17 protein-coding genes are annotated in these 25176 nt (G+C 40.6%); 9 read left to right on the top strand and 8 right to left on the bottom strand.

Annotated features, from left to right (window positions below):
• Nucleotides 1–34: 34 nt before the first annotated feature.
• Nucleotides 35–484 carry a 3-oxoacyl-ACP synthase gene (locus tag C3K47_RS05390; protein ID WP_103788089.1) on the top strand — a complete coding sequence of 150 codons (450 nt, stop codon included), beginning with the start codon at nt 35–37 and terminating at the stop codon, nt 482–484.
• Nucleotides 485–486: 2 nt separating this feature from the next.
• On the opposite strand, the gene C3K47_RS05385 is transcribed toward C3K47_RS05390, so the two are convergent.
• Nucleotides 487–1182, bottom strand: a complete 696-nt coding sequence (locus tag C3K47_RS05385; RefSeq protein WP_103788088.1) for a potassium channel family protein — start codon at nt 1180–1182, stop codon at nt 487–489.
• 120 nt (nt 1183–1302) lie between these two features.
• Here C3K47_RS05385 and C3K47_RS05380 point away from each other — a divergent pair, with 120 nt between their 5' ends.
• Nucleotides 1303–2271, top strand: coding sequence for an endonuclease/exonuclease/phosphatase family protein (locus C3K47_RS05380; protein ID WP_103788087.1), 969 nt, complete (start codon nt 1303–1305; stop codon nt 2269–2271).
• Nucleotides 2272–2320: 49 nt separating this feature from the next.
• Here the strand turns inward: C3K47_RS05380 and C3K47_RS05375 are convergent, their stop codons facing one another.
• Nucleotides 2321–5257 (bottom strand): M16 family metallopeptidase, encoded by a 2937-nt coding sequence (locus C3K47_RS05375; RefSeq protein ID WP_103788086.1) that lies wholly within the window; start codon nt 5255–5257, stop codon nt 2321–2323.
• A gap of 659 nt (nt 5258–5916) precedes the next feature.
• Between C3K47_RS05375 and C3K47_RS05370 the strand changes: the two genes are divergently transcribed.
• Nucleotides 5917–6954, top strand: a complete 1038-nt coding sequence (locus C3K47_RS05370) for a LacI family DNA-binding transcriptional regulator (protein WP_103788085.1) — start codon at nt 5917–5919, stop codon at nt 6952–6954.
• Nucleotides 6955–7252: 298 nt separating this feature from the next.
• On the opposite strand, the gene C3K47_RS05365 is transcribed toward C3K47_RS05370, so the two are convergent.
• Both C3K47_RS05365 and dinB read right to left on the bottom strand, forming a co-directional pair.
• Complete coding sequence (locus C3K47_RS05365) at nt 7253–10192, bottom strand: DNA polymerase III subunit alpha (protein ID WP_103788084.1); 2940 nt, start codon at nt 10190–10192, stop codon at nt 7253–7255.
• 11 nt (nt 10193–10203) lie between these two features.
• Entirely contained in the window at nt 10204–11382 is a 1179-nt protein-coding gene (dinB, locus tag C3K47_RS05360) for a DNA polymerase IV (RefSeq protein ID WP_103788083.1), read from the bottom strand.
• 76 nt (nt 11383–11458) lie between these two features.
• Between dinB and C3K47_RS05355 the strand changes: the two genes are divergently transcribed.
• The 6 genes from C3K47_RS05355 (at nt 11459) to C3K47_RS05330 (ending at nt 17565) form a co-directional block, all read left to right on the top strand.
• Nucleotides 11459–11731, top strand: coding sequence for a helix-turn-helix domain-containing protein (locus C3K47_RS05355; protein ID WP_103788082.1), 273 nt, complete (start codon nt 11459–11461; stop codon nt 11729–11731).
• Complete coding sequence (locus tag C3K47_RS05350) at nt 11728–12027, top strand: hypothetical protein (protein WP_103788081.1); 300 nt, start codon at nt 11728–11730, stop codon at nt 12025–12027. Before C3K47_RS05355 ends, C3K47_RS05350 begins: the two co-directional genes overlap by 4 nt.
• 105 nt (nt 12028–12132) lie before the next feature.
• Nucleotides 12133–13416, top strand: coding sequence for an L-lactate MFS transporter (locus C3K47_RS05345; RefSeq protein ID WP_207765239.1), 1284 nt, complete (start codon nt 12133–12135; stop codon nt 13414–13416).
• 247 nt (nt 13417–13663) lie between these two features.
• The gene (pflB, locus tag C3K47_RS05340) at nt 13664–15901 is read left to right on the top strand and encodes a formate C-acetyltransferase (RefSeq protein WP_103788079.1); all 2238 of its coding nucleotides are present in this window, start codon (nt 13664–13666) and stop codon (nt 15899–15901) included.
• A gap of 130 nt (nt 15902–16031) precedes the next feature.
• Nucleotides 16032–16814, top strand: coding sequence for a pyruvate formate-lyase-activating protein (gene pflA, locus C3K47_RS05335; protein ID WP_103788078.1), 783 nt, complete (start codon nt 16032–16034; stop codon nt 16812–16814).
• A 145-nt stretch (nt 16815–16959) separates the two neighbouring features.
• Nucleotides 16960–17565, top strand: a complete 606-nt coding sequence (locus C3K47_RS05330) for an RNA polymerase sigma factor (protein ID WP_103788077.1) — start codon at nt 16960–16962, stop codon at nt 17563–17565.
• 152 nt (nt 17566–17717) lie between these two features.
• Here the strand turns inward: C3K47_RS05330 and C3K47_RS05325 are convergent, their stop codons facing one another.
• From C3K47_RS05325 to C3K47_RS05310, 4 genes are read right to left on the bottom strand one after another with little or no spacing between them, the layout of a single operon-like run.
• Nucleotides 17718–19049, bottom strand: coding sequence for a glycosyl hydrolase family 18 protein (locus tag C3K47_RS05325; RefSeq protein WP_103788076.1), 1332 nt, complete (start codon nt 19047–19049; stop codon nt 17718–17720).
• Between the two features lie 23 nt (nt 19050–19072).
• Entirely contained in the window at nt 19073–20062 is a 990-nt protein-coding gene (locus tag C3K47_RS05320) for a glycosyl hydrolase family 18 protein (RefSeq protein ID WP_103788075.1), read from the bottom strand.
• Between the two features lie 10 nt (nt 20063–20072).
• Nucleotides 20073–21659: a SusD/RagB family nutrient-binding outer membrane lipoprotein gene (locus tag C3K47_RS05315; protein ID WP_165784637.1), complete on the bottom strand. Its 1587-nt coding sequence runs from the start codon at nt 21657–21659 to the stop codon at nt 20073–20075.
• Between the two features lie 29 nt (nt 21660–21688).
• Entirely contained in the window at nt 21689–25174 is a 3486-nt protein-coding gene (locus tag C3K47_RS05310; protein ID WP_103788073.1) for a SusC/RagA family TonB-linked outer membrane protein, read from the bottom strand.
• Between the last annotated feature and the right edge of the window lie 2 nt (nt 25175–25176).

Raw genomic sequence — 25176 nt, 5'->3', positions numbered from 1 at the left:
TGAGCCATAAAAAATCTGTTTCTTTGCAAGTTCAATGGAAATTAAACGGAAACTTTACCAGGCCTGCCAGGCTTATATTGATCTAAGGATCGCTACAATTGACAAAGCAATTGTAGCGGCCCGTGATGCTTCAACCGATGATACCAAGAGCAGTGCCGGCGACAAGTATGAAACCACCCGGGAAATGATGCAGCAGGAAATTGACCGGAATACGGTTCAGTTAAATGAAGCTTTAAAATTGAAACAGGCGCTGGCGCTGATAAAACCAGACACTCTATCGGAGATTGTTCAACCGGGAAGTTTGGTAATAACCAATAATGGCTCGTTTTACCTTTCGATCAGTGCAGGAAGTCTTAATATTGAAGGCGTCAGTTATTTTGCTGTTTCCCAGGCCTCGCCAATTGGCAGCAAATTGATGAGGTTAAAAAAAGGCGCTTCATTTCAGTTTAACGATAAAAATTACCTGATCAACGAAGTATACTAAACCTACTTTCCCTTTCGTGCTTCTATCTCCATAGAAACCAGCCTTGCAATTAATACAGCCGGATAAAGCTGGCCTATTAAACCTTCGAGCATTGCCAATGAACGGGCAAAGGGATGCAATGGAGTAATATCGCCGTAACCGGTAGTGGTTAAGGTAACAAAACTAAAGTAGGTGAAATGCCCGGCGATATCTTCTACCCATAAATGCTCCGTTGAAAAATGCAGTAAAAAAGCATTAGGAATGTATGAATAAACAATTCGGAAGCTAAAGGAAAACAAAATGGCAATGATCAGATAGGCCGAAATGGCTCCTTCAATTCTGTTTACACTGATCTTGCCTTCACCCAATACCCTCTTCAAAATCACAATTAAAAGGCCCGTAAAATACACCATCGACAAAAGCAGATCGAGGCGGGTTAAATCCTGATCATAATTCAGCGTATTTAACCATTTAATAACGAATGAAAACACTCCAATAATAACCGCCGGATACCTAACCGCCCGGCGTTCAGACACGGCAAACACGCCTGAAATAAGCAAAACAGTAAGGAAAAGTTCCAATAGCGTATCGGCATAAGGCACCCCAATGCTTTTTAATGGTGAGAGTAAAAAGATAACGATGCAAAGGAGAACGAGCACTACTGAAAAACTTCGGTCGTGCGACCAGAAGTCAACCATCCTAAAAAAAAATTTCCTCATAAAAGTATTTGCACAAAAATAGAATTTGAATTAGAAAAAGGTTACTCAAACTATTAACAGCCGTTTAACGATCTATTAATGAACAAATAATTAAATTTAAAGAACAAAAATTCTACGCTTATGAAAACCCGCATTGCCACCTTTAATGTCGAAAATCTGTTTAACCGTTATGCCTTTCTCGACCAGCCATGGGATGAACGCAATTACGAAAACTTTATCCAGGCTGTAGGCTTGGTTTCTATTGCCGGACGCGATGGCAGTTTGGTTGCTTATTCCACAACCAACATCCAACGAAATAATACCGCACAAGCAATTCTTGATATTGAGCCGGATATTTTGGCGGTTCAGGAAATTGAAAACATTGAAACCCTGCGCATTTTTAATAATGAATTTTTAGATGATTATTTCGATCGGATCATTGTTATTGAGGGTAATGACCCGCGAGGTATTGATTTGGGTTTGATGATCAAAAACAATTTTCCTTGTGAAGTTTTAAATATCAGAACGCATGTAGACGATGGAGTGACCAAGCGCCAAACAGTGGTTAACTTTGGTTATAAAGTTAGAGGCAGCGTATTTTCGAGAGATTGCCTGGAAGTGGATATTAAGGTGGGTAATTCGCAATTATGCTTGCTGGTAAACCACCTGAAGGCACAGGATCAAACTCCTAACTCTAAAGAACGCAGAAAAAAACAGGCCGAAAAAGTGGCAGAATATGTTACACGTATTGTAGCTGATGGGAAATCGCCAATTGTGCTGGGTGACTTAAATACCGACATTTTGCGCAATCATAACGATGATTCGCTGCAAAGCTTAAATGATCATCCTAACTTAACAGAACCTTTTTTAGCTGAAGCAATACCCCTGGATTGGTGTTCGCATTATTATACTTCCGGAAAGAAGATCAGCAAACTCGATTATATTTTTGTTCATAAAGATCTCGAGACGGCCATTGTTGATAAAGGTATCTGGCGCAAAGGGCTGACCCTAAAATGCAAGCAATATACCGGCGACCGTTATCCAACCATCGGCCTTGAACATACCGAAGCCAGCGACCATTGCCCGGTGTGGGTTGAACTGGATCTATAAAACAAAGGCCCGATTGATTATCGGGCCTTTGATCTATTATTGAGAAAACTTAGTAACCAAATATTTCTTCCAATGTAAGCGTTTTAACTTCTCCAACTTTCTTCAAGTCGTCGAGGTTAACTCTCTTATCCGAAGCAACTACACAATAGGTATACGCTTTATTCGCCAATTCTTCCTGGTGGAACTTTGTAATATCGCTCAAAGCAATTTTACCCAATTCTTCGTATTTCTTTTTACGAGGATCTTCTGTTATACCCATTTTCAAAGCAGAAAGATAACTGAATATTACACCATCCTGGGTAATGCGCTCTGTCTCAATTGCTTTTTTCTCGCTTAATTTAGCGGCTTCAAAGTTTTGACTTACCTGAGGCAATGTTGTTAAAAGTTCATTCATTCCTTTTAACGCTTCATTCATTTTATCAGCCTGGCAACCAACATAGGCTTTAATGGTATAAGGGTCTTCTTTTTTAGCAGGTATACCATAAACAGCGTACGTTGAATAAGCTAAAGCTTTCGATTCACGAATGGTTTGGAATACAATAGAACCCATACCACCACCGAAATAGCTATTGAACAAATCAACGGTTGGTTGTTTTTGAATATTAAACTTAGAAGTGCTTCTCAACCATTGTACTTCCGACTGAACCATTTCATAGTTAGCAAACAATACCTGGTTGGCAGTTTGGCTAGTTCTGTTAAAGCTAACAGCGGCAGTATTAGTTTTAAATGAGGATGGAAGTTTATGAAGAGCTGTAAGCTCAGCAGTAAACTTAGGTAATGCTTGAGGACCGTAATAAATTACAGTATGCTTATAGTTCATCACATCATGTAACAGATCAACCAATTGCTGAGCAGTTATATTTGCAATTTCCTGATCGCTTAAAGTGTAGTTGAACGGATTTTTTGACCCAAATAATGCGTAGCTATTTAAGCCCTTCATTATCGCATCTTTACTAAGCTTAGCATCACCACGCGATTTCATGATACGGCCTTTTAATGCCGCCAATGCTGCATCATTTGCTTTACAGTTTACTAGAATGTGTTCAAATAACGAAACGGCCTTATCAAAGTTCTCCTGCAAGCCTGAAATACTAACAGTACTCTCTTCGGTACCGGCTGACATTCCAAAGCTACAAGCAATTTTATAGTACTCCTTACTAATTTGCTCTGCTGTATATTTATCAGTTCCTAAAAACGATAGGTAAGAGAATGCTAATGGTAACAATTTATTATTCCAGCTGCCCATATCAAATTTATAGTACAAGCGGAATAATTGATTATCGGCGTTTTGCGTATACAATACATCAGCCTTACCAATTTTGCTCTTTTTAACATCTTTGCTAAAATCTACCCACTGAGGCTGAATAGGAGCTTCAGTCATACTGTTGATCTTAGCCACAAACTCCGACTCTTTACCTGCATTGGTCTCCACCGGTGTAATTGGTGGTTTTTCGACTTTAAGCGTATTTTTATCTTCGCCTTTGCGTTTGTAAAGAACTACATAATTCTCAACAAAAAACTTTTTAGCAAACTCAACTACTTCCTGTTTGGTAATTTTAGACTGATCACTTAACCATGAAACGCTTTTATCCCATCCATCACCTTTATTTTGAATGTAGGTCGACATTAAAGCTGCAGCACGGTTATCGTTACCTTCAAGACCTTGCAATTCGGCTAATTTAGCATTTGCAATAGTTGCCTGAATTAAAGACTCATCAAAATCTCCGTTTTTAAGCAACGCAATTTGCGACAGCAACAGATCTTTAACCTCCTCAAGTGATTGACCTTGTTTTGGCGAACCAGTTAAAACAAAAATTCCATAATCTTTATACTGCACCATCCCTGCTCCGGCACTTTGCATTTTCTGCTGCTTATTTAAGTTCAGGTCCATTAATCCGGCTTTGCCATTGTTTAAAACATTTGCAATAAGATCAAGGATTAAAGCATCATGAGAACCTTCGGCAGGTGTACGGTAGCAAACGCGCATATTCTCTGCGCTAGGACCATAGATATCCTTTACAATTGGTGCTGAAATAGGAGCTTCCGGAGCCGCTGTATAATTTTCAACCGGTTTGTTTTGCATGTAAGCAAAATGCTCATCAATTTTTTTAACCACTTCATCAGGGTTAAAGTCACCGCTCATAATAATAGCCATGTTATTTGGAACATAGTATTGATTATAAAATTTGCGGATAGCTTTTAGAGATGGATTTTTTAAGTGTTCAATGGTACCAATGGTTGATTGCTGGCCGTAGTTATGCGTTGGAAATACATAATATTGCATGGCCTCATACATTTTTCTTCCATCGTTATCCAAGCCACGATTTTTCTCTTCGTAAACAGCTTCTAACTCTGTATGGAAAATACGGAATACAGGATAACGGAATCGTTCTGCCTGTACCGTTAAAAATTTATCTAAAGCATTAGAAGGGATTTGCTCTTCATAAACAGTCTCTTCAACCGCAGTATGTGCGTTTGTGCCCTGCGCGCCCATTGCCGACATTAATTTGTCGTATTCGTTTGCAATGGAAAACTTAGAGGCCTCACCCGAAACCTTGTCAATTTGCTTATAGATCTCTTTACGTTTTTCTACATCAGTTGTAGAATTATAGGTTTCGTAAAGATTTTCAATACTATCGATCAATGGTTTCTCTTTTGCCCAGTTTAAGGTTCCGTACTTGTCGGTGCCTTTAAATAATAAATGCTCAAGATAATGTGCTAAACCGGTATGATCTTTCGGATCCGAATTACTACCAGCTCTTACAGCAATTTTGGTGGTTATACTTGGTTCCTTGTGATTGACGCTCAACATTACACTTAATCCATTTTTTAAGGTGTAAAAACGCGTTTGCATCGGATCATTGGTTACATATTTATAGGAGTAACCCGCTGAAGAAGCCTGTTTCCATTCATACTTGCTTTGTGAGTAGGCAAATTGAAACGAAAAGGCAAGTGCCGCCATTAGCAGCAATGCTCTAAATTTCATAACGTCTGATTGGTTATATATAAGTTAAATCGAGCCAAAAATATACTTAGTAATCTATAATTAGAATATTATTTTGGTTACAAAGGAATAATTATTCAGAGTATTGAAAAAAGAACTAAAAAGAAAATACAGGTAGCAATTAGCATCTTTTGACCATCAATCATCAACAGAAATTTCGATTTTTGTGATTTTTTGCTTAAAATAGTGCCTTAAAATAAAAAAACCCGCGACGTCTTCGCAGGTTTTAATTTAATAAGATATATAACAGCCAGTTATACATTCTTTTGGTAGAACCGAAAAACAGCCAGTAAATCTTGTTCTACCTTTAGACACTAGGTGGAGGGGATCCGGCTAGTGTTTTTTTATGTGTTTTTATTAAACTTCTATTTCAAAAATCACCTTCTTTTCTTTCGTACAAATCCATGCTATTTCAGAAGATGAACGTCGTTATAAACTTTATTATTATGCCAACGTTGGCGTAAAATTAATCTTAAATTTTTGAAAACAAAATTTTTCTATACTTTTATTGCGTAATCAATATCCTTTGGGCTTCTAACCCTTTTAAAAAACTAAGTTTAACGGGCTTCTAAGTGTATTTTTTACGCATTTCAACTCTCTGTAATTTTTTAATTATTTTTTTAAGTTTTAAGTAATTTCATTTGAAAAAGGTCACTATTCACGACATTGCCAGAGAGCTGAATGTCACTTTTTCTACTGTTGCCCGGGCATTAAATGATCATCCGGCCATTAGTGTAGCAACCAAAGAAGCCGTTAGAGAAGTGGCCCGGAAATTAAATTATCAGCAAAACAAAGTTGCCTCCTCCCTTCGTTCGGGTCGCTCGAACGTTATAGGTATTATGGTTCCCAATTTGGCCGCCAACTTCTTTAACTCAACAATTTTAGGAATTGAAAAGGTGATGAATGAAAATGGCTATAGCATTCTGCTTTATCAGTCGGGTGAATCATTTTCTCATGAAAACAAGGGAATTGAAACCTTTATGCAATCAAGAGTTGAAGGTATTTTTGCGTCAGTGGCCATGGAAACCTCTGATTTCACTCATTACCAAGACATAAAAAGAAACGATATCCCATTACTCCTGTTTGACAGGGCCGTTGATGAGTTAAGCGTCCCAACGGTTCGTATCGACGATTATCGGGGAGGGTTTATAGCGGCAGAGCATTTAATTAAGCAGGGATGCAAAAGAATTGTTCATATTTCGGCCAATTTAGATGTAAAAAGCTTTCAAGAGCGCTTGCAGGGCTACAAGGATGCCCTCAACTATTATAAAATTCCCTTGGATGAGGACCTTATTTTTTACGGTAAACCTTCGATAAAACTTGGTCGGCGTTGTATTGAGCAGCTATATGACAATAAAGTAGATTTTGACGGTGTTTTTGCTTTTGAAGATTACACTGCTTTGGGTGTTATGCAACAGCTAAAAGTGCATGATATTAAGGTGCCTGAAAAGGTTAAAGTAATAGGTTTTGCCAACGAAGCATTTGGCGCCTACATTTCTCCTTCGTTAAGCACAATTGACCAACAGAGTGTACGTATGGGCGAAGAAGTTGCACGTTTGTTTTTAAAACTTCACAAAGACCATAACTTTTATGCTCACCCGCCCGAAACAATAGTCCTTGAACCAATTTTATTAGAACGAGAATCAACAGGTTTACCCATACAGGCAGCTGTTAGTTAGTCAATAGTTCGTAGTCCATAGTCGATAGTTAATAGACCATGGACTATCGTTTATAGAGAACTAGCAGCTCGTTAAAAAGTTTGCATTTCCTTCACTCAAACTCCTAATCCCCACCCAGTAATTTCACAGTCGATAGTCCATAGTCGATAGACGATAGTTGCGTACTGCTGACTGCCTTCGACTTCGCTCAGGCTGACTACCGAGTACCGACTACCGACTACCGACATTTTGGGAAATGCTGACTGCCGACTGATGACTGAAAACTATGGACCATCGACTAGGGACTATAAACTAAGAACTAATACCTCGGATCTTTAACCGTTGGCAGTTTAGCAAACTTTTCTACTTCCAGGCTCGGAAAACCGAACTCTTCAACTACTTTTCCTAAGATCAGGTAGCAGCCACCACCTTTAAATGGCATTTCAGGAGTACTGCCGGGAAAATGCGTGGTATCAAAAAAATCGCCTTTAACATCAAAGAAGGTCCCGAAATACATCATTTCCTTTTTCACCGTTTTCACAGGTTTATAGGCTACAAAATTGCCAAGCATCTTCACCTTCTTCCCTACATGATTGATAAGATCCCTGGTAAAAACATGTCCGCGATAATTGGTTTGCAACAAGTCGAAATGATCCATCGTAACCGGAAAGCCCAGCAGTTCCATCTCGTCAAAGGCGTCTTCCAGCATCGAATGTTCAAGCACAGGTAACTGATAATTTTTAGCTGGCGGATTAAAAAGACGAGGCTCATCTTTATGCGCTTTTTGATGGCCCAGGTAGTTATAAACCTCCCAAAGTAATTCTTTTTTAGTCTTCCGTGTAAACCGGAGTGCATTTAAACGAATGAGCAGTAAGATCTGTTCAAGCGTAATTTGAGTGCGGGTTATAAAATCTTCAAGGTTTAAATAAGGGCCATGCTTTTCGCGCTCCTGTGGAATCAGTTCGGCATATTTACTTTCCAGGTTGCTGATATGAATAAAACCCAGGTATACATCGGCACCTTTAATACAGGTAAACCGTTCGCTTTCATTCACACAAGGATTTAAGATCACACAGCCTGCCTTTTTAGCTTCATGTACATAAACCCATGTGCGGTAAAATCCACCGAAATTATTAATAACGGCCACCATAAACTCCTTTGGATAATAGGTCTTCAAATACAAGCTCTGAAAACTTTCTACCGCATAAGAAGCCGAATGGGCTTTAGAGAAACTATAGCCGGCAAATGATTCAACCTGCCGCCAAACTTCCTGAGTAACATCATCAGGGCGATCAAGTTCCTTGCTTCCTTCAAAAAAGCGTTGAACGATCCGTTCAAACTCGGCTTTTGACCGGTATTTGCCACTCATGGCGCGGCGCAACACATCGGCATCAGCCAGATCGAGCCCTGCATAATGGTGACAAACCTTCAACACATCTTCCTGGTAAACCATCACGCCAAAGGTTTCTTCCAATTGTTCTTTCATAACCGGATGCAGGTATTCAATTTTATCGGGTTGATGATAACGTTGAATATACTGGCGCATCATTCCCGATTTGGCCACTCCCGGCCGGATAATGGAACTTGCTGCTACCAGGGTTAAGTAGTCATCGCAATGCAGCTTTTTCAATAAGCCGCGCATAGCCGGACTCTCCACATAAAAACAACCTATTGAATCGCCGCTTTTAAGCTGTTGCTTCACCCGTGCATCATTCTTTAGTTTGGGTACATTATGAATATCGATGCTTACTCCCCTGTTCTGCTGAATAATATCAACCGCTTCTTTTATATGCCCAATACCGCGCTGGCTGAGTATATCATATTTTTCAAAGTTGATGGTTTCGGCGGCATACATATCCCACTGAACGGTTGGTAAACCTTTAGGAGGCAGATCAAGTGCCGTATAATAGGTCAACGATTTTTCGGCGATCAATACCCCTCCAGCATGAATGGAGCGTTGGTTGGGCATATTCATCATTGATTCCGACAAACGTTTTATTTTTCGGGTAAGCTCATTCCGATCCCAAACCTTATGCGGAAAATCGGCAAACTCATCGATCTCTTCTTTAGGCAAACCATAAACCTTACTTAACTCACGAATAGCGGCACTTCGCTGAAAAGTAGAAACCGTTCCAAGCAATGCCGTATGGTCTTTTCCATATTTATTAAACAGGTATTCATGCACGGCATCACGCTGATCCCAGGAATAATCAATGTCAAAATCGGGAGGTACTGAGCGCTTGGGATTTAAAAATCGCTCAAAGTACAGATCGAGATCCAGCGGATCAACGTCGGTAATTTGCATGCAGTAGGCCACTATGCTATTGGCCCCCGAACCTCTGCCTACGTGATAAAAACCTTTGTTCCTGGTATAGCTGATCATATCATGCGTAATCAGAAAATACGCTGCAAAACCCTGGCTGTTGATAATGGCCAGTTCCTTTTCAATGCGTTTTTTCGCATCCGGACTATTATTTCCGTAGCGGTAAATCATGCCATCATAAGCATATTTCCGCAGTAACTCCTGATCCTGCCAGGCATTTTCGGTAAACAGTTTTTTATTTTTTGATTCTTTAAAGTTGAAGTTCAGCTCACACGAATCAATTAATCGTTGCGTATTCTCTAAAATAAAAAGATACGATCTGAACTGTTGTTGCAGCTCTTCATTGGGCACCATAAATTCGTTTTCAAGAGCCACGTCCTCCTTTTGAAGCTTACTGAACAAGGTATTAAAATCAATTGCCCGCAAATGCGCATGCAAAAAACGGCCTTGTTTATTTTCAAATGTAACCGGATGCAATACCAACAATTTATTACGTAACCGCTCCAGAGGTTTACCAAACAGTTTATTTAACTCTGTTGCCCGAATACCTATGTATTCATTCTCTTTTAATAAACATTCATCTCGGCTACCCAAAGGATAAATGATATAAGCATTAAGAAAATCTGCAGGCTGATCGGGCAATTCGTTTTTTGAAAGATTATACGTTGTTAAAAATTCATTGAGCTCTCTAAAACCTTCATTATTTTTTGCAATGCCGATATACAACAACTTTCCATCACGTCTGAACTCTATCCCCACGAGCGGTTTTATACCTGCTTTTTCGCATTTTTCTACAAACTCCCAGCTACCGGTTGAATTATTAATATCGGTAAGAGTCAGGCATTCGATCTTATTAAGTTTTGCCAGCTCCACCAAACGCTCAATATCAAAGGTGCCATAACGCAAACTATACCAACTGTGACAATTCAAATACATTTCCTTTTCTCCTAAAACATAATATGCTCCCTTTCCTCATGAGATCGTGGGGAGGCCGCACCGGCTATGGTAATAGCTTTTTCACCAAAGCGCCTTCTGATCTTATCCATTGCCTGGTAAAGATTATAATGCTCAATCGACTCACTGAACAGGTCAATTTGTTCAAAACCTGAAACCAGGTGAGAGAACCTCACTCCTATCAAGCGCACCAGCATACGGCGCGAATAAAGTTTATCAAACAATTGGCGGGTAATCTCTACCAACGGTTTATCTAATGCCGTATAAGTAATTCGCATTTGCTTGGTTTCGGTATCGAAGTTGGAATAACGCAGTTTTACCGTTACGCAAGAGGTTAAACGCCGGTCGCGCCGGAGTTGAAAAGTAAGCTCCATTACCATGGCTTGCAGTAGTTGATAGAGGTAAGCCACGTCGGTAGTATCTTTATCAAAGGTGGTTTCGGTGCTAACCGATTTACGCTCTACATACGGAATAACCGGTGTTTCATCAATACCATTGGCCTTTTGCCAAATAGAAACACCGTTTTCGCCCAATAAACGATACAGTTGCTCAGGCGAAATTTGCGTTAAGGTTTGAATTCGTTCCACGCCCATGCTGCGCAATTGCCGATAGGTTTTATCGCCAACACCGGGTATCTTTTTAATGGAAAGCGGGTTTAGGAACGACTGCACCAGAGGAGGCTCCACGTATTTTTCGCCATTGGGTTTAGCTTCGCCGGTAGCCACCTTGGCAACAGTTTTATTTACAGAAAGACCAAAAGATATAGGCAAACCGGTGTTTTTCATAATCACTTGCCTGAGCTCGTGCGCCCAAAGGTGGCAGCCGAAAAACTTATCCATACCGGTAATATCGAGATAGTGTTCATCAATTGAAGCTTTTTCAACTACGGGAGCCCGTTCGGTAATAATATCGGTTACCATGGTTGAGTAGCGCGAATACTCCTCCATATCACCCCGAACAATAATAGCATCGGGACAAAGGATGCGGGCCATGCGCATAGGCATTGCCGAACTTACTCCAAACTTGCGTGCTTCATAGCTGCAGGACGCCACCACTCCCCTATCAGATGTACCACCAATCAGTACCGGTTTGCCGATCAGCTTACTGTTCTTCAACTGTTCTACCGATACAAAAAACGAATCGAGATCTAAATGCACAATATTCCTGCTCATAAAAAAACACTTGCTTTTGATAAATTTTTTATCAAGATTTGCTAAATAAATTAGCAATAAAATTTAAGAAAACCAAATGCTTTATGTAGGTTCAAACATTAAATGGCTGAGAAAGAGGGCCCAAAAAAGCCAGGCCGAATTAGCTGAACAATTAAATATTTCGCGAGCCGTTATTAATAGCTACGAGCACAACATAGCCAAACCTCCATTGGAGCTGTTATTGGTTATGGCAGATTATTTTGAATTAAGCACCGACACGTTATTGCGAACCAATTTGGCTGCTTACCATGAGCTGCCGTTCAGAGAGTTATTGGAAGCTGAAAAAATTAAAAAGAGAATTACACCATGAGTGTTGAGGCAATTGATTATTTAACACCGAAACTATTAAACCGACTTAAACAGGCTGGTTATACAAGCATTTGTGAGTATCCGATTTATATTCCGTGGTTTCATCAACCTGATAATACAATTGAGGCTGCCTATTTATTGTATCCGTTGGAAGCAGAAGCCAGTAAACAATTTTTTATTATACATACCAGTTGGTACAGCAGCAAAGGCAAAACCTATCCAATCAGCAGTAATGAGCTTGAGCAACTGGCCACAGAAACAGGGGCAGGAATTTCTTATCAAGTTCTTATGTTTTGAGAAAAGTTTGCAATAAGTAGCCATAATATTCAGCATTGTATGATTTGAATCATTTTTCAAACAGTAACAGAGAAATAACTTGGTGCTGGTTTTAGAAATGAAATTATGACAAAAGTTAAAAACAGATGGTTAATTGCTGCATCTGCAGTAGGAATGCATATTTCTATCGGTTCGGTTTACGCCTGGAGCGTTTACACAAAACCCCTTATGGCACAATTTGGCTGGGAGCAAAAGGAAGTATCCTTTGCATTTGGCATTGCTATTTTCTTTTTGGGTATTTCGGCTGCCTTTTTAGGTCATTATATTGAAAAGCATGGCCCACGTAAATCGGGGTTGCTGGCCGCCATTTTCTTCGGCCTGGGTATTGCCGGTTCTGGTCTGGCTGTAATGCTCGGCAATCTTTATTTGCTTTATATTACTTATGGTGTAATTGGTGGTATTGGATTAGGCATAGGTTATATCACTCCTGTTCCTTCGCTCTTAAAATGGTTTCCCGACCGCAGAGGTTTAGCCAGTGGTTTGGCCATTATGGGTTTCGGCTTTGCGGCCCTTATCAGTGCTCCCTTGATCAGGTACTTGATCGATCACATCGGTATTGCCAATACTTTCTTCATAATGGGTGCAGCCTATTTTACATTGATCTTTGCTTCCTCACGATACCTGGCCCCACCTCCTCCGGGATGGTCTCCCAAAGGATATGACGCATCTGCAGTGTCGAACAAAAAAGAAGTCAAAACAGACCTTTCTTATCTTACGGCTAATGAAGCCATTAAAACCCGCCGTTTCTGGTATATGTGGCTGATGTTCTTCATCAATATAACCGGCGGTATTGCCATTATTTCCGTAGCTGCGCCAATGGCTCAGGAATCGGTTGGACTTACAGCCATAGCTGCTGCTTCAATGGTAGGTGTAATAGGATTGTTCAATGGTGGCGGTCGCATCGGATGGGCTTCATTTTCTGATATTATTGGACGGCCTAATATGTTCAGCGTGTTTTTCATTATAGAGATGGCGGCATACTTCTTCCTACCTTCCATTACGAATGCCTTCATGTTCCAAGTGGTTGTATTTCTAATCATGACTTGCTACGGCGGAGGTTTTGCTACCGTTCCGGCATTTATTGGTGATATGTTTGGAACTAAGCAATTAGGAGCTATTCAAGGTTATATGCTAACAGCATGGGCAGCTGCCGGTATTGCCGGTCCTCAGCTTCTTGGTTTACTAAAAAGCGAAGGCAGCCAGGGTTACACTACTCCTCTCCATTTCTTTGCAGGTTTATTTGTAGTGGCCTTCGTACTTTCTCTTTTAATTCGATTTGAAATTAAGCGATTACGCACTCAAGCTACAGTTGAAACTGAAAAAGAACTGTTAGCGGAAGAAGGTCACTAAGATTTTAAAATAATTCTTCTTTTAATGAAGGCAAAAGCACATTCCGGTCTTTTGCCTTTTTTTATAAAAACAAATCCAACAAAGTGTAAAAACTACACAATAAAAACACACTGAATTTCAATTTAATAAGTCATTAAAATGTAAACAAACCCTCTTTTTTTAACCTTAATTTAAAAAAAATGACTTTCGTCAATTTTGCTCAATTCTAGAGGGGGTACCTTTGTACCATCAAACAAATAAAACAATCATGGAAACAGATTTGAATGTATTGTCTTTCGAACCAGGTGTTTGGAACTCGTCAATCAATGTATATGATTTTGTCGTAAAAAATATAAAGCCTTACACAGGCGACGCCTCTTTCCTAAAAGGTCCTTCCCCAAAAACCGAAAGACTATGGGATGAAGCAAAAAAAGCTTTATTAGCAGAACGTGAAAGCAATGGATGTTTGGCAATTGACACCGAAACTATTGCTACTATTACCGCTTTCCGTCCGGGTTATATTAAACAAGAAGATGAAGTAATTGTAGGTTTACAAACCGATCAGTTATTAAAAAGGGCCATGAAACCCTTTGGTGGTATTAAATTAGTTGAATCAGCAGTTAAGGAACGTGGCTTAAAGGTTTCTGACAAGGTGGTTGAAATTTTCAATTACGCACGTGACCATAATTCAAGTGTATTCAACGCTTATGATGCAGAGATTCGCGGCTTCCGCTCAAAACACGTATTAACAGGCCTTCCAGATAACTATGCTCGTGGTCGTATAATTGGCGATTACCGTCGCGTAGCTCTATATGGTACCGAGCGTTTAATAGCCGGCAAAAAAGCTGATTACAATGCTGTTGGTGGCGCAATGACCGAACATAAAGTGCGTTTGCGTGAAGAGATCAACCAACAAATTATTGCCTTAAAAGACATGACAGCAATGGCAGCCGAATATGGCTTCGACATTGCTCGTCCGGCACAAAATGCAGTAGAGGCCGTTCAATGGTTATATTTCGCATACCTTGCAGCAGTAAAACAACAAGATGGCGCGGCCATGTCGTTGGGTAATGCAGCTTCATTCCTTGATATTTATATTGAAAAGGATATTGAGGCGGGCTTAATTACTGAAGAGGAAGCACAGGAAATGGTTGACCAGTTTGTGATGAAACTTCGTTTAATTCGTCACTTACGTCCGGGAGCTTATGACGAGATATTTGGCGGTGACCCAACATGGGTAACTGAAGCTATTGGCGGTATATTGCATGATGGCCGTACCAAGGTTACTAAAACCTCATTCCGTTTCTTACAGACACTATATAACCTGGGTCCATCTCCTGAGCCTAACTTAACAGTGCTATGGTCTGATGCTCTTCCTGAAGGGTTTAAAAACTTCTGTGCCCAGGTATCTATCGATACTTCATCAATTCAATATGAGAACGATAATTTAATGCGTTCAAACAGAGGATCTGATGATTATGGTATTGCCTGTTGTGTTTCTTACCAGGAAATCGGTAAAACAATCCAGCATTTTGGAGCGAGAGCCAATCTTCCTAAAGCATTACTTATCGCTTTAAATGAAGGTAAAGAAGAAAAAGAAGGCACTTCACTGATCAAAGGAATTCCGGCATTGCCTGAAGGAAATTTAGATTACGATCAAGTGTTGGATGTTTTCAAACGCACCTTAAGTGAATTGGCCCGTGTATATGCCAAATCAATGTTTATCATTCATTACATGCATGATAAATATTACTACGAAAATGCCCAAATGGCCCTAATAGATACCGATCCAAGTATTGATATTGCATACGGTGCTGCAGGTATTTCGATCATCGCTGATTCACTGTCGGCAATTAAATATGCCAAAGTAACACCGGTACGTAATGAAAATGGCTTAACCGTTGACTTTACTATTGAAGGCGAGTTCCCTAAATATGGTAATGATGATGATCGTGTAGATACCATTGCCAAAGAAGTGACCAGTTACTTCATTAGCGAATTGCGTAAGCATGAAACATATAAAAATTCAACGCCAACCCTTTCGTTGCTAACCATTACTTCAAATGTAATGTACGGTACTAATACAGGTGCAACACCTGACGGAAGAAAAGCAGGTGAATCATTTGCTCCTGGCGCCAACCCTATGCACGGACGTGATTGCAGCGGCGCAATTGCTTCATTGAATTCGGTAGCGAAATTAGATTATGAAAGTGCTCAGGATGGTATTTCAAATACCTTCTCAATGATACCCAAATCATTAGGAAATGATCGCGAAGAACAGGTGGAAAACCTTATTTCGATCTTCGATGGGTACTTTGGTCAAAATGCTCACCACTTGAATGTGAACGTACTGAACAGAGAAACGTTAATGGATGCATATGAACATCCGGAGAACTATCCACAGTTAACCATTCGGGTATCAGGATATGCAGTAAATTTCGTGAGATTATCAAAAGCTCACCAGCTGGAAGTAATTGCACGTACTTTCCACGAAAGTCTTAACTAATTTATGTATATATGAATCAAAGCCGGGAAGGGATACCTTTCTGGCTTTTTTTATGGTGCCTAACGCCAGTTTCTTATAAATTTACAATCACGAATTGAGTACCTTTCTTTTTTAAACAAGACAAGAACGCATGTATTTTCCTTTACAAGATATAGAGGCCGCAAAACTGAATGTGAATGATCCCGATCATCTGCGGATACAAACACTGGAGACATTAGGTACCCATGACGGTCCGGGTTTGCGGATGGTGGTATTTGTACAGGGCTGCCAGTTTCGATGCGTGTATTGCCAAAATCCGGAAACATTAGATGTAAAAGGAGGCACATTGGTGACCATTGATGAACTGGTGACTAGAGCTAACCGGCAGAAGGCTTTTTTTGGAAAAAAGGGCGGTGTTACGGTTTCGGGTGGAGAACCCCTATTACAACGCAGCAAACTGACCACATTTTTCAAGAAGCTGCATAACGAAGGCATCAATACCTGCTTAGATACTAATGGCCGCTTAAACAATGATGAAGTACATGAACTACTTGAGCATACCGACCTGCTGTTGCTGGATGTAAAACATATTAATGACGATTGGCATCACAAACTCACCGGCGTTACCAACAAAAACACATTAGAACTGGCTGCTTACCGCGAGTCGACCGGTAAGCCAATGTGGCTACGCTATGTATTGGTTCCCGGCTGGACCGACCAGGAGGAATACCTGGAAGAATGGGCACTTTATTTTAAAGATTATAAAACTATGCAACGAGTGGAAATTTTACCGTTCCATCAGTTGGGAGAACATAAATGGGAAGCTATCGGAATGGATTATGTACTTAAGGACCTTAAATCACCTTCTGAAGAAATTATAAAAAAAGCTTTCGACATCTTTAGTAAGCATCTGGATAATGTAATCATAAAATAAAATCTATTGATTTGAGTAAATCACTTGCTTCAACTGCATTATTTTAACCCCACCTATACAATATTTTCCAACTATTAATTTTCTCTTTACTTAAAATTAATTTTTATTTATACTTTAATACCCTGAATGTAACATTGCTTAGTTAATGAGTTCCAAACAAACAAGAATTAAGAAAAATTGGAGTTTGCTTGTTGAAGGAGAAAAACAAGGTCTTTATGAATGCTTTGACATTTTTCATGATGACCTGTATCGTTTTGGCTTGTCGTTGTATAAAGATCATGAACTGATCAAGGAAAGTATCCAAAATTTATTTATTGAACTGTGGCAAATGCGCGATAAGCTTTCAGAGGTTACGCATGTTCAGCAATATATTTTCACCATTTACAAACGCATTATTTACAAATCTTATAAAGACAAATTCAGGCAAAACTGCGACCCATCGGTTTCACTTGAAAACCTTGATGAACGCTTACTGATCCAAAACTCCTACGAAACCATATTAGTTAACAACCAAACCGACGAATACAAGAAAAAGAAGCTTTTACAGGCTTTAGAAAAACTTTCTCCCCGCCAAAAGCAAATCATTCAGCTTCGTTATTTCGAAGGTGTTTCTTTTCAGGAAATTGCTCAAATCACCTCCCTTTCTGAGCGAACAGTTTACAATACGCTTCACAATGCCATTAAAACCTTAAGAGAGTCATTAGTATCAACCTTAATGATCTTATTCCGAATTCAATTACCATTAAAATAGATGCTTCCGCTTACACTTTAAATACGAATGCCGGATCACGTAAACGCTACTCTCTATAAAGCAAGGCTTACGCTACCGGCATTATTATTTCCAACCATTTTAATTGACGCACTTGCAGAGCCAGTCAATTAGCAGTGGCTTACTAAAACTATCTATTTCAATGTTTTATGAATGGTTGCCATCAACGATTTTTCTCCGGCAACATCATAATCTCCACCCCAGAAATAAGCCCCTTTAAAACCATTGTTTTTTATAAACTCGGTCTTTTTATCAATTAACGGACCTCCGTTGTAGTAGATACCAAAAGCAATATTGGCAAACTCTTTTTCATACGCTGCAGGATCTTGCCTTAATATCTCTTTAAATGTAGTATAACCATATGAACCCCAGCTTTCGTTATTGCCGTTTGCATCAATAGCATTGTATTGTAATCCGAAGCCCGGAATACCCACTACAATTTTGCTTGCAGGCAGGTGGAAATTCTTCCAGATATTGGCACAAGAAACCATGTAATCATAGCTCGATGCCTGACCTCGTGGAGCACCCGGCCCAACCGTTAAGCCATCTTCGAAAGCATGTACGTTTACCCAATCAGCAGCTGACAGATCAGGATAACTCCAATGCTGCCAACCTGCGGCAACCGTTACTGTAACAATTGCAGTTGCAGGAAGCTCGGCACGCAAGGCGGTTAATAACTTAGCCGCAGCTGCAAGGTTTCCATCCACATCCACCCCATTTATATCCGTCATCATAATATCAACGCCATCCATACGCTTATTGGTCACATAATTTTTGATCGCTGTTACCAGTGCCGCTCTTTTGGCTGCATCTGTAATTACCGAACCAAAATCATTGCTTCCATATAAGGCCCAGCCATCAATACCTGATAAACGTCCGCTCACACCCAACAATACCGGAACGCCGTTAATGTGGGCACGGGCAACAATTTCGTCGGCTGTTTGGTTCACCTCTCCGTTAGATACATCTAAAGTACCTTCAGGCAGCACCCTCGCACATTTGAATGCCAGATGGGTTACCAAATCCCAGTTTACATCTGCCGCCTTTCCGTTTTCTGATAAGTAAGACATGGCCACATTTGTATAAGTCTTAAAGGTATAATTGGTTGGATTTACCAATACCTTCGAGGTTCTGCTGGTAGTATCGCCATTGGGAGTAGTTACCCGCAATACAATGGTATATTCACCCCCTTCAGTGGGTTTAAAAGTATATGCGGTGTCAGTGGAAACCTGTACATCATTTACCAGCCAGCTAACACTCATGCCACCAGACGGAGAATAGGTAATTCCATTATATACCGCAGACTCTCCTTCGGAAATAATACGCGATGGTGTTCTGAACACGCCCTTATTATCAAAAATTCGAGGATAAATAGGTTCATCGTCAACACCCTTGTATTCCTTTTCGCAGCTGCTTACCACCGCAAACAACAGCACCGGAATCAAAAAATATAATAGTCTTTTCATTTCAAGTAAATTTTATTGATTACTTAATTAGTATGCTCGTTAACCACGTCATTTATGGCTTTCAGCAATGATTTCGAATCATTCGTATCCTGCAATAGCTGCCAGATCATAACTCCTCCCAATTGCTTTTCATAAGCAAGGGCAACCTTGCTTTTTATAGTTGGAATGCCGTTATAATACACCGTGCCTTTATTCGGAATATCCACCTGATCTGTTTTCTCAGAAACAGGGAAAGCTGTAACAATTTCCTTATAGGTCATATAGTCGGGTAAATCTGTTCCGAAGCAATAACCATAAAAAGGCAGTCCGAGGCTTATTTTTTCGGCAGGGACCTTACGTGTTACATTCCAAAGCTGAATGTCATCCACCGCCAGTGAATAGGGTGAATGTTGTCCGGGGTTGGCTTTATTCCATGGGCCGGTTTTATCATACGACATCACATTAATGAAATCGAATTGAGCCAGCGCATTATCAGAGATACTGTAATGATTCCATGATGCTACTGCAGCAGTAAGTAATTTTTGGTTGTTTTTTACAGGAACGGCCAAAGCAGTAATAAACGCTTCATAATTGGCATCGATAAAATCACCCTCCAGATCCACATCTATTCCATCAAAACCGTGCTTTTGCATCAGACCAACCAGGTTGGCGACAAATGAAGTACGTTTATCTTGCTTCACCAACTCTTTCAAGTGCGCCGGAGGGTCACCTCCACCGAATGAAAACAGCACTTTAACATTGCTGGCATGTGCCTTGGCAATTACTTTATCCAAATCGGCGCTAGCGGTTAAATTTCCATTCGCATCGGGATTAATGAATGCAATATTCAAATGGGTGATCTTGTTAAAATCAACAGAAGCCGATTCTTGCGAAAGAGTTCCTGTATTGAACAAATAGCCGACAATCCTGAATTTACTTTCAGATTTAGATGGAACATTGGCTTCCGATTTTTTACAACCAGCCAGCACAATCAGCATTCCTAACAAACCGATGATTAACTTACTTGCTTTCATGTCAACATCATTATTGCTTATCCCACCAAACGTTTTTCAGCCAGCTATCAGCTCCACCTAAAGCCTGAACAGCCTTATTGTAATTAGCTGCGTTTTGCTCCTGCTCCGTTAGCGGATATTCAAATCGACGTGGAATAGAAGTTTCTTCCGAATCAGGATTATGAGCAGGTGTTAAAGCCGGAAAGCCTGAACGGCGCCAGTTAGCATATGCCTCAGGACCATTCATCAACAGAGCGATCCATAATTGCGTATTGATTGCCTGTAGCTCTCTGCCCGGCACAAATCCATTACCCTGAATAAAAGTATTGATCTCAGATGCCGGAATAACCGGACCGCCCGGATACAAACTCAATTGACTCATTGCTGCTGCAATACCTTTTTTATAATGCGACTCGGCATCGCCACCCCAGTTAACACCAAAGCGGAAAGCGGCATCGGCCAGTAAAAGCTCTACTTCGGCATAGGTTAAATGAAGAAAAGGTGCATTATTGCGGATCATGCAATTATCGAGCTGTGCCTTTTGTTCATTATTGGTAAGCGTTACTGTTCCTTTGCCCGGCACTTCAATATCAAATCCGCTCATCCAATCATCCCATATATAACTTCCTTTAGCAACCCCTTGGTACCCAATTTTAGCAACCACCTGTTCAGTTACATCGGTCCTCTCAAAAGGCTTATAAGGCATGTCGAGATAATATTTAACCAGGTATTTTAATCGAGGATCATTGGTATCTCTTAGTTGCTGAATAAACGTATTACAAACACGGGGAACTACTTCCGACTGGTTGAAGGCCACCGAAACGCCATTCCCACGGTAATCGGAATAATCGTTCTGCACATTTTCGTGCTTAAGCATACAGATATCCCCATTACTGGTAAACACACCGGCATTAAAGGCAGCTTCAGCTTCTGTTTTAGCTTTCGTTGGATTCACTTTTACCAGGCGCATGGCCAGGCGCAAATGCAGCGAATTGGCAAACTTTTTCCATGCCGCTATATTTCCATTGTAAAACAGATCGCCCGAAACCGGATCTTTTGAAGCATCTAACTGCGCAGAAGCTTCGCTTAGTTCTTTAAAGAAATCATCATAGATCTGTTCCTGCGGCGTGTATTCAGGTCGTACAATACCTTCGGTATACGCTTTTCCCGCCTGGAAATAAGGAATATCTCCGTATAAATCGGTCATACGGGCAAACTCATATACTTTCATAATGCGACAAACCGCATTCAGATTGCTTTGCTGAGGATTACCTTTCGTCCGTTCAACCGCATCGATAATGTTTAAGACATCATTACCGTAAGTAAAATCCCAAAGTGAAGTTAAATAAGGCTTACTTTTGATATACATCTGACCATATCGGTTTAGCCAAATCCCTCCTACTTGCTGAACAATCGGCATGGTCATTACACCGGCCAGCTTTTCGTTCACCTCTAAATCTCCCGAGAAACGAATCTGCACCAATGTCAGCTGTTTTGATGCATCCAGGTTGGCTGACTTTGTAGGATCGGTATTTAAATCTCCAAAATCATTACAGGAAGTTGACAACAACGATAATGTTGCTATCAGAAACAGTTTTCCTTTATATAATCGTTTCATTTTATTGTTATTAAGATAAAATGCCATGGTTAAAATCTCAGATTAAGGTTAATACCCCAGCTGCGGCGTGATGGCAGCGAACCATACTCAAAACCTTGTCCGTTTCCATTATTATAATTTGAATCCGGATCAACATTCGGAACGTCTTTATAAATAATGAACGGATTACGGCTTACCAGTGCAACTGATAACGCTTTAACTTTCCATTTCGATAATAGTGCAGGAGGAAGCGAATAGCTTAGCGAGAGCTCGCGCATTTTCACATAAGTAGCATCATAGATATATGGACGAGCAACACCGTTACCGTCGGTATAGATCTGCCCCCAGTACACTGAAGGATCAACCGCCTGACTGTTTTGAGTATAGATCGGGTTTCCTTGCTGGTCGGTTCCTGTTTGGACCACCCCTTGAGGAACGTAACCTTTTACATTACCCATCGCTTTCCACTCATCCGGAGTTTTACCTGCCGACATACGTCTTTCTTCTGATTCGATCCATTCTGCCCGACCTTCAATAGTTGAAGAAAGGCTTCCGCGAATGGCTGCAAAAAGGTTGGTCATAGAAAACAGGTCAGCACCTTGTTTAATATCAACAATAGCATTTAGAGCGAAATTTTTATAGGCAAACGTATTCGATAAACCACCGGTCCAGCTAAAAGTTCCCTTACCCACCAGTTCGCGGTTGTTGCTGGTTAGTGGAGTTAAGGTAACCGGATCAAGAATAACATTACCTGAAGGATCTTTCTGGTAATCAAAAGCCAGAATTGAACCGTAAGGAGCACCAGGCATGGCCACTACCGAAACACCCATCCAACGGGCATCCGAGAGCGTTAAGAACGGAACACCCTCTGCCAGCGACTCCACGTTGTTTACGTTTCGTGCGAAGTTAAAACCGATGTCCCAAGTGAAATTCTTAGACACAACAGGTTTACCGGTTAATAATAGTTCCACCCCTTTGTTTGAAATCACCCCTGCATTGATGATCTGGTAAGTGAATCCTGAAGAAATTGGAGCCGGAACCCTGTTGATCTGATCTCTTGATTCAGAGTTATAATAAGTTAAATCAACCCCTAACCTGTTTTTCAAAAACTTCAACTCAGTTCCTAATTCAAATGAACGAGTACGTGTAGGTTTCAAATTCTTGTTAGGTAAAACACTCGATGAAATTCCGCCTGCCGAATTACCGTTAGCGGTTATAGGATTTAATGAATAATATAAATCGAGCTGATATGGGTCGGTATCATTACCTACCTCAGCAGCCGAAGCTCTTACTTTACCAAACGAGATGATATTATTATTAAGCTTAAAGGCATCAGTAAATACAAAGCTGGCGCCTACCGATGGGTAGTAATACGTGTTATTTTCTTCGGGCAAGGTTGAAGAAGCATCTCTTCGCACTGTTGCATCGAGGTATAAGAAGTTTTTATAAGCGGTACTGGCTACAAGGTAGAACGAATTGGTATTTTTCTCATACGGAATCTCTACCGGAAAGTCTTCTGCAAAACTGTTTCCGCTTACCACATCAGTCATCGTCATGTTGTTATAAACGGTGGAGGTACCAAAGCTGTTAACACGCGACAAACTGGCACCTAAACGTACTGCCAGGTTAAAATCCTTGCTAAGCTGTTGCTGATACGACAATAACATATCGGCTTCAGTGGTAGAATAACGCTGGTCTCTTTTATCAAGGCGACCGGTTAGGGCACCGGGAGTTGTTTTCGGGCTGAATTTGCTGTAATCAAGGAAAGTAATATCGGTAGAAGCTCTTCCCTGCAGGCTCAGCCATTTTGTAAAAGTATAATTGGCCTGTAAAGCACCTAAGATGCGGTCTTTTTTCGTGGTGTTTTCCATCTCATTAATTACCCAGTACGGGTTAATGCGATACTGTCCGCCACCCCAATCAACATAATTTCCAAGTTCATCTTTGTATCCGGTTGAAAACTGCGCCTGATCCACGTTGTTAGCCAATCCCACAAAGCTGTTTCCGATGTTACTCGGATCATCGGCCATTGCCGGACGATTGGTCACCTTTTCATTCATGTAAAAGGCACGTGCTTCGAGGTTAAGCTTAGAACCGAACTGTGAATTACCGTTAAAGGTGAATGAGTTACGTTTCATATCGCTTCCCGGAACGATATCATTATTGGTAAGATTAGAGGCAGAGAATCGGAACGATGATTTTTCAGTAGAGTTCGTTAAGGAAATGGTATTAGTAAATGTGGAGCCGGTTCTGAAAAATCCGCTGATATTATCTTTTACCAAGGCATATGGGCGAACAACACCATCAAAAGAAGGAGCTGATAAGCCGGCATCGAGCCTTGGACCAAAATTAGCAAACAAAGTTGTACGGGCCTGACTGGCATCCTGAGGGATGTTCTGGTTAGAACCTTGTCCGTATAAATATTGGTAGCCGTCAAAACTTGTCAATTGATTTTCAAAGGTTGAAGAGCTGTTAAACTCAACACCCAATTCTTTGTTGGCACTACCTTTTTTGGTGGTAATTAAAATTACCCCATTGGCGGCCCTGCTACCGTATAATGCCGAAGCTGAAGGACCTTTGAGCACACTGATTTTCTCGATATCATCTGGGTTAATGGCCGAAATGGCATCACCCATATCAACACCACCCGAAAATTTATCGCTGCCCACCTGGCCATAGTTGGAGTTATCGATCGGCATACCATCAACCACGTATAATGGCTGGTTGTTTCCGGTAATTGAGGTATTACCCCTGATCGTTACCCTTGAAGAACCTGCAGGACCACCGGCGGTGCTGTTCACCACCAGCCCAGGAACACGTCCGGCCAGCGAATTGATCACATTGGTTTCGCGGGCTTTTTTAAGCTCATTACCCTGCACTTCAGAATAAGAATAACCTAAAGCTTTCTGCTCGCGCTTAATACCCAAAGCCGTTACTACCGTTTCATCCAGTTTTTTAACATCATCGAGTAAAACAATGGTAATGTTGTTTTGAGCGGAATTGGCAGTAATATTCTGGGTAATAAAGCCAATAAACCTCACAACAATCACATCTCCATTTTCAGCTGAAAGGCTAAACCGGCCTAATTCATCAGTTGAAGTACCTTTTTTAGAAGTTGAATTGTAGATCGGAACACCTGCCAATGGAACTTGTTTATTATCAACCACCTGCCCTCGCAGGGTAAATGGCTCCCGTTTATCTTTAACGGCTTGCACCATTACAATTTCACCTTTAATAAGGCATTTGGCATAGATCTTTTCAGAAACAATGGATAATACATCTTCGATCTTTTCGTTCGAAACTTCCAGATCAATTTTTCTGTTCAGATCGATATCCAGCGGATTGTAGGAAAAACGAAGATGGGTCTCGTTTTCAATCTGCTGAAATACCTGCTGCACCGGCATTGCTTTCAATTTAAAAGAATACAGCGCTTCTTTTGACTGGGCAAATCCGGGTAAGGACAAAAGAAAAACGACCAATAAGAACAATCGCTTTTTAAGCCCATAGAACCGATAATACAGTAAAGCTTTTTGCATAG

The organism is Solitalea longa, from assembly GCF_002920915.1.
GTDB classification, from domain to species: Bacteria; Bacteroidota; Bacteroidia; order Sphingobacteriales; family Sphingobacteriaceae; genus Solitalea; species Solitalea longa.
Note: the sequence above shows the minus strand (reverse complement) of the source record. Positions and strands in the feature narration are given on the sequence as shown.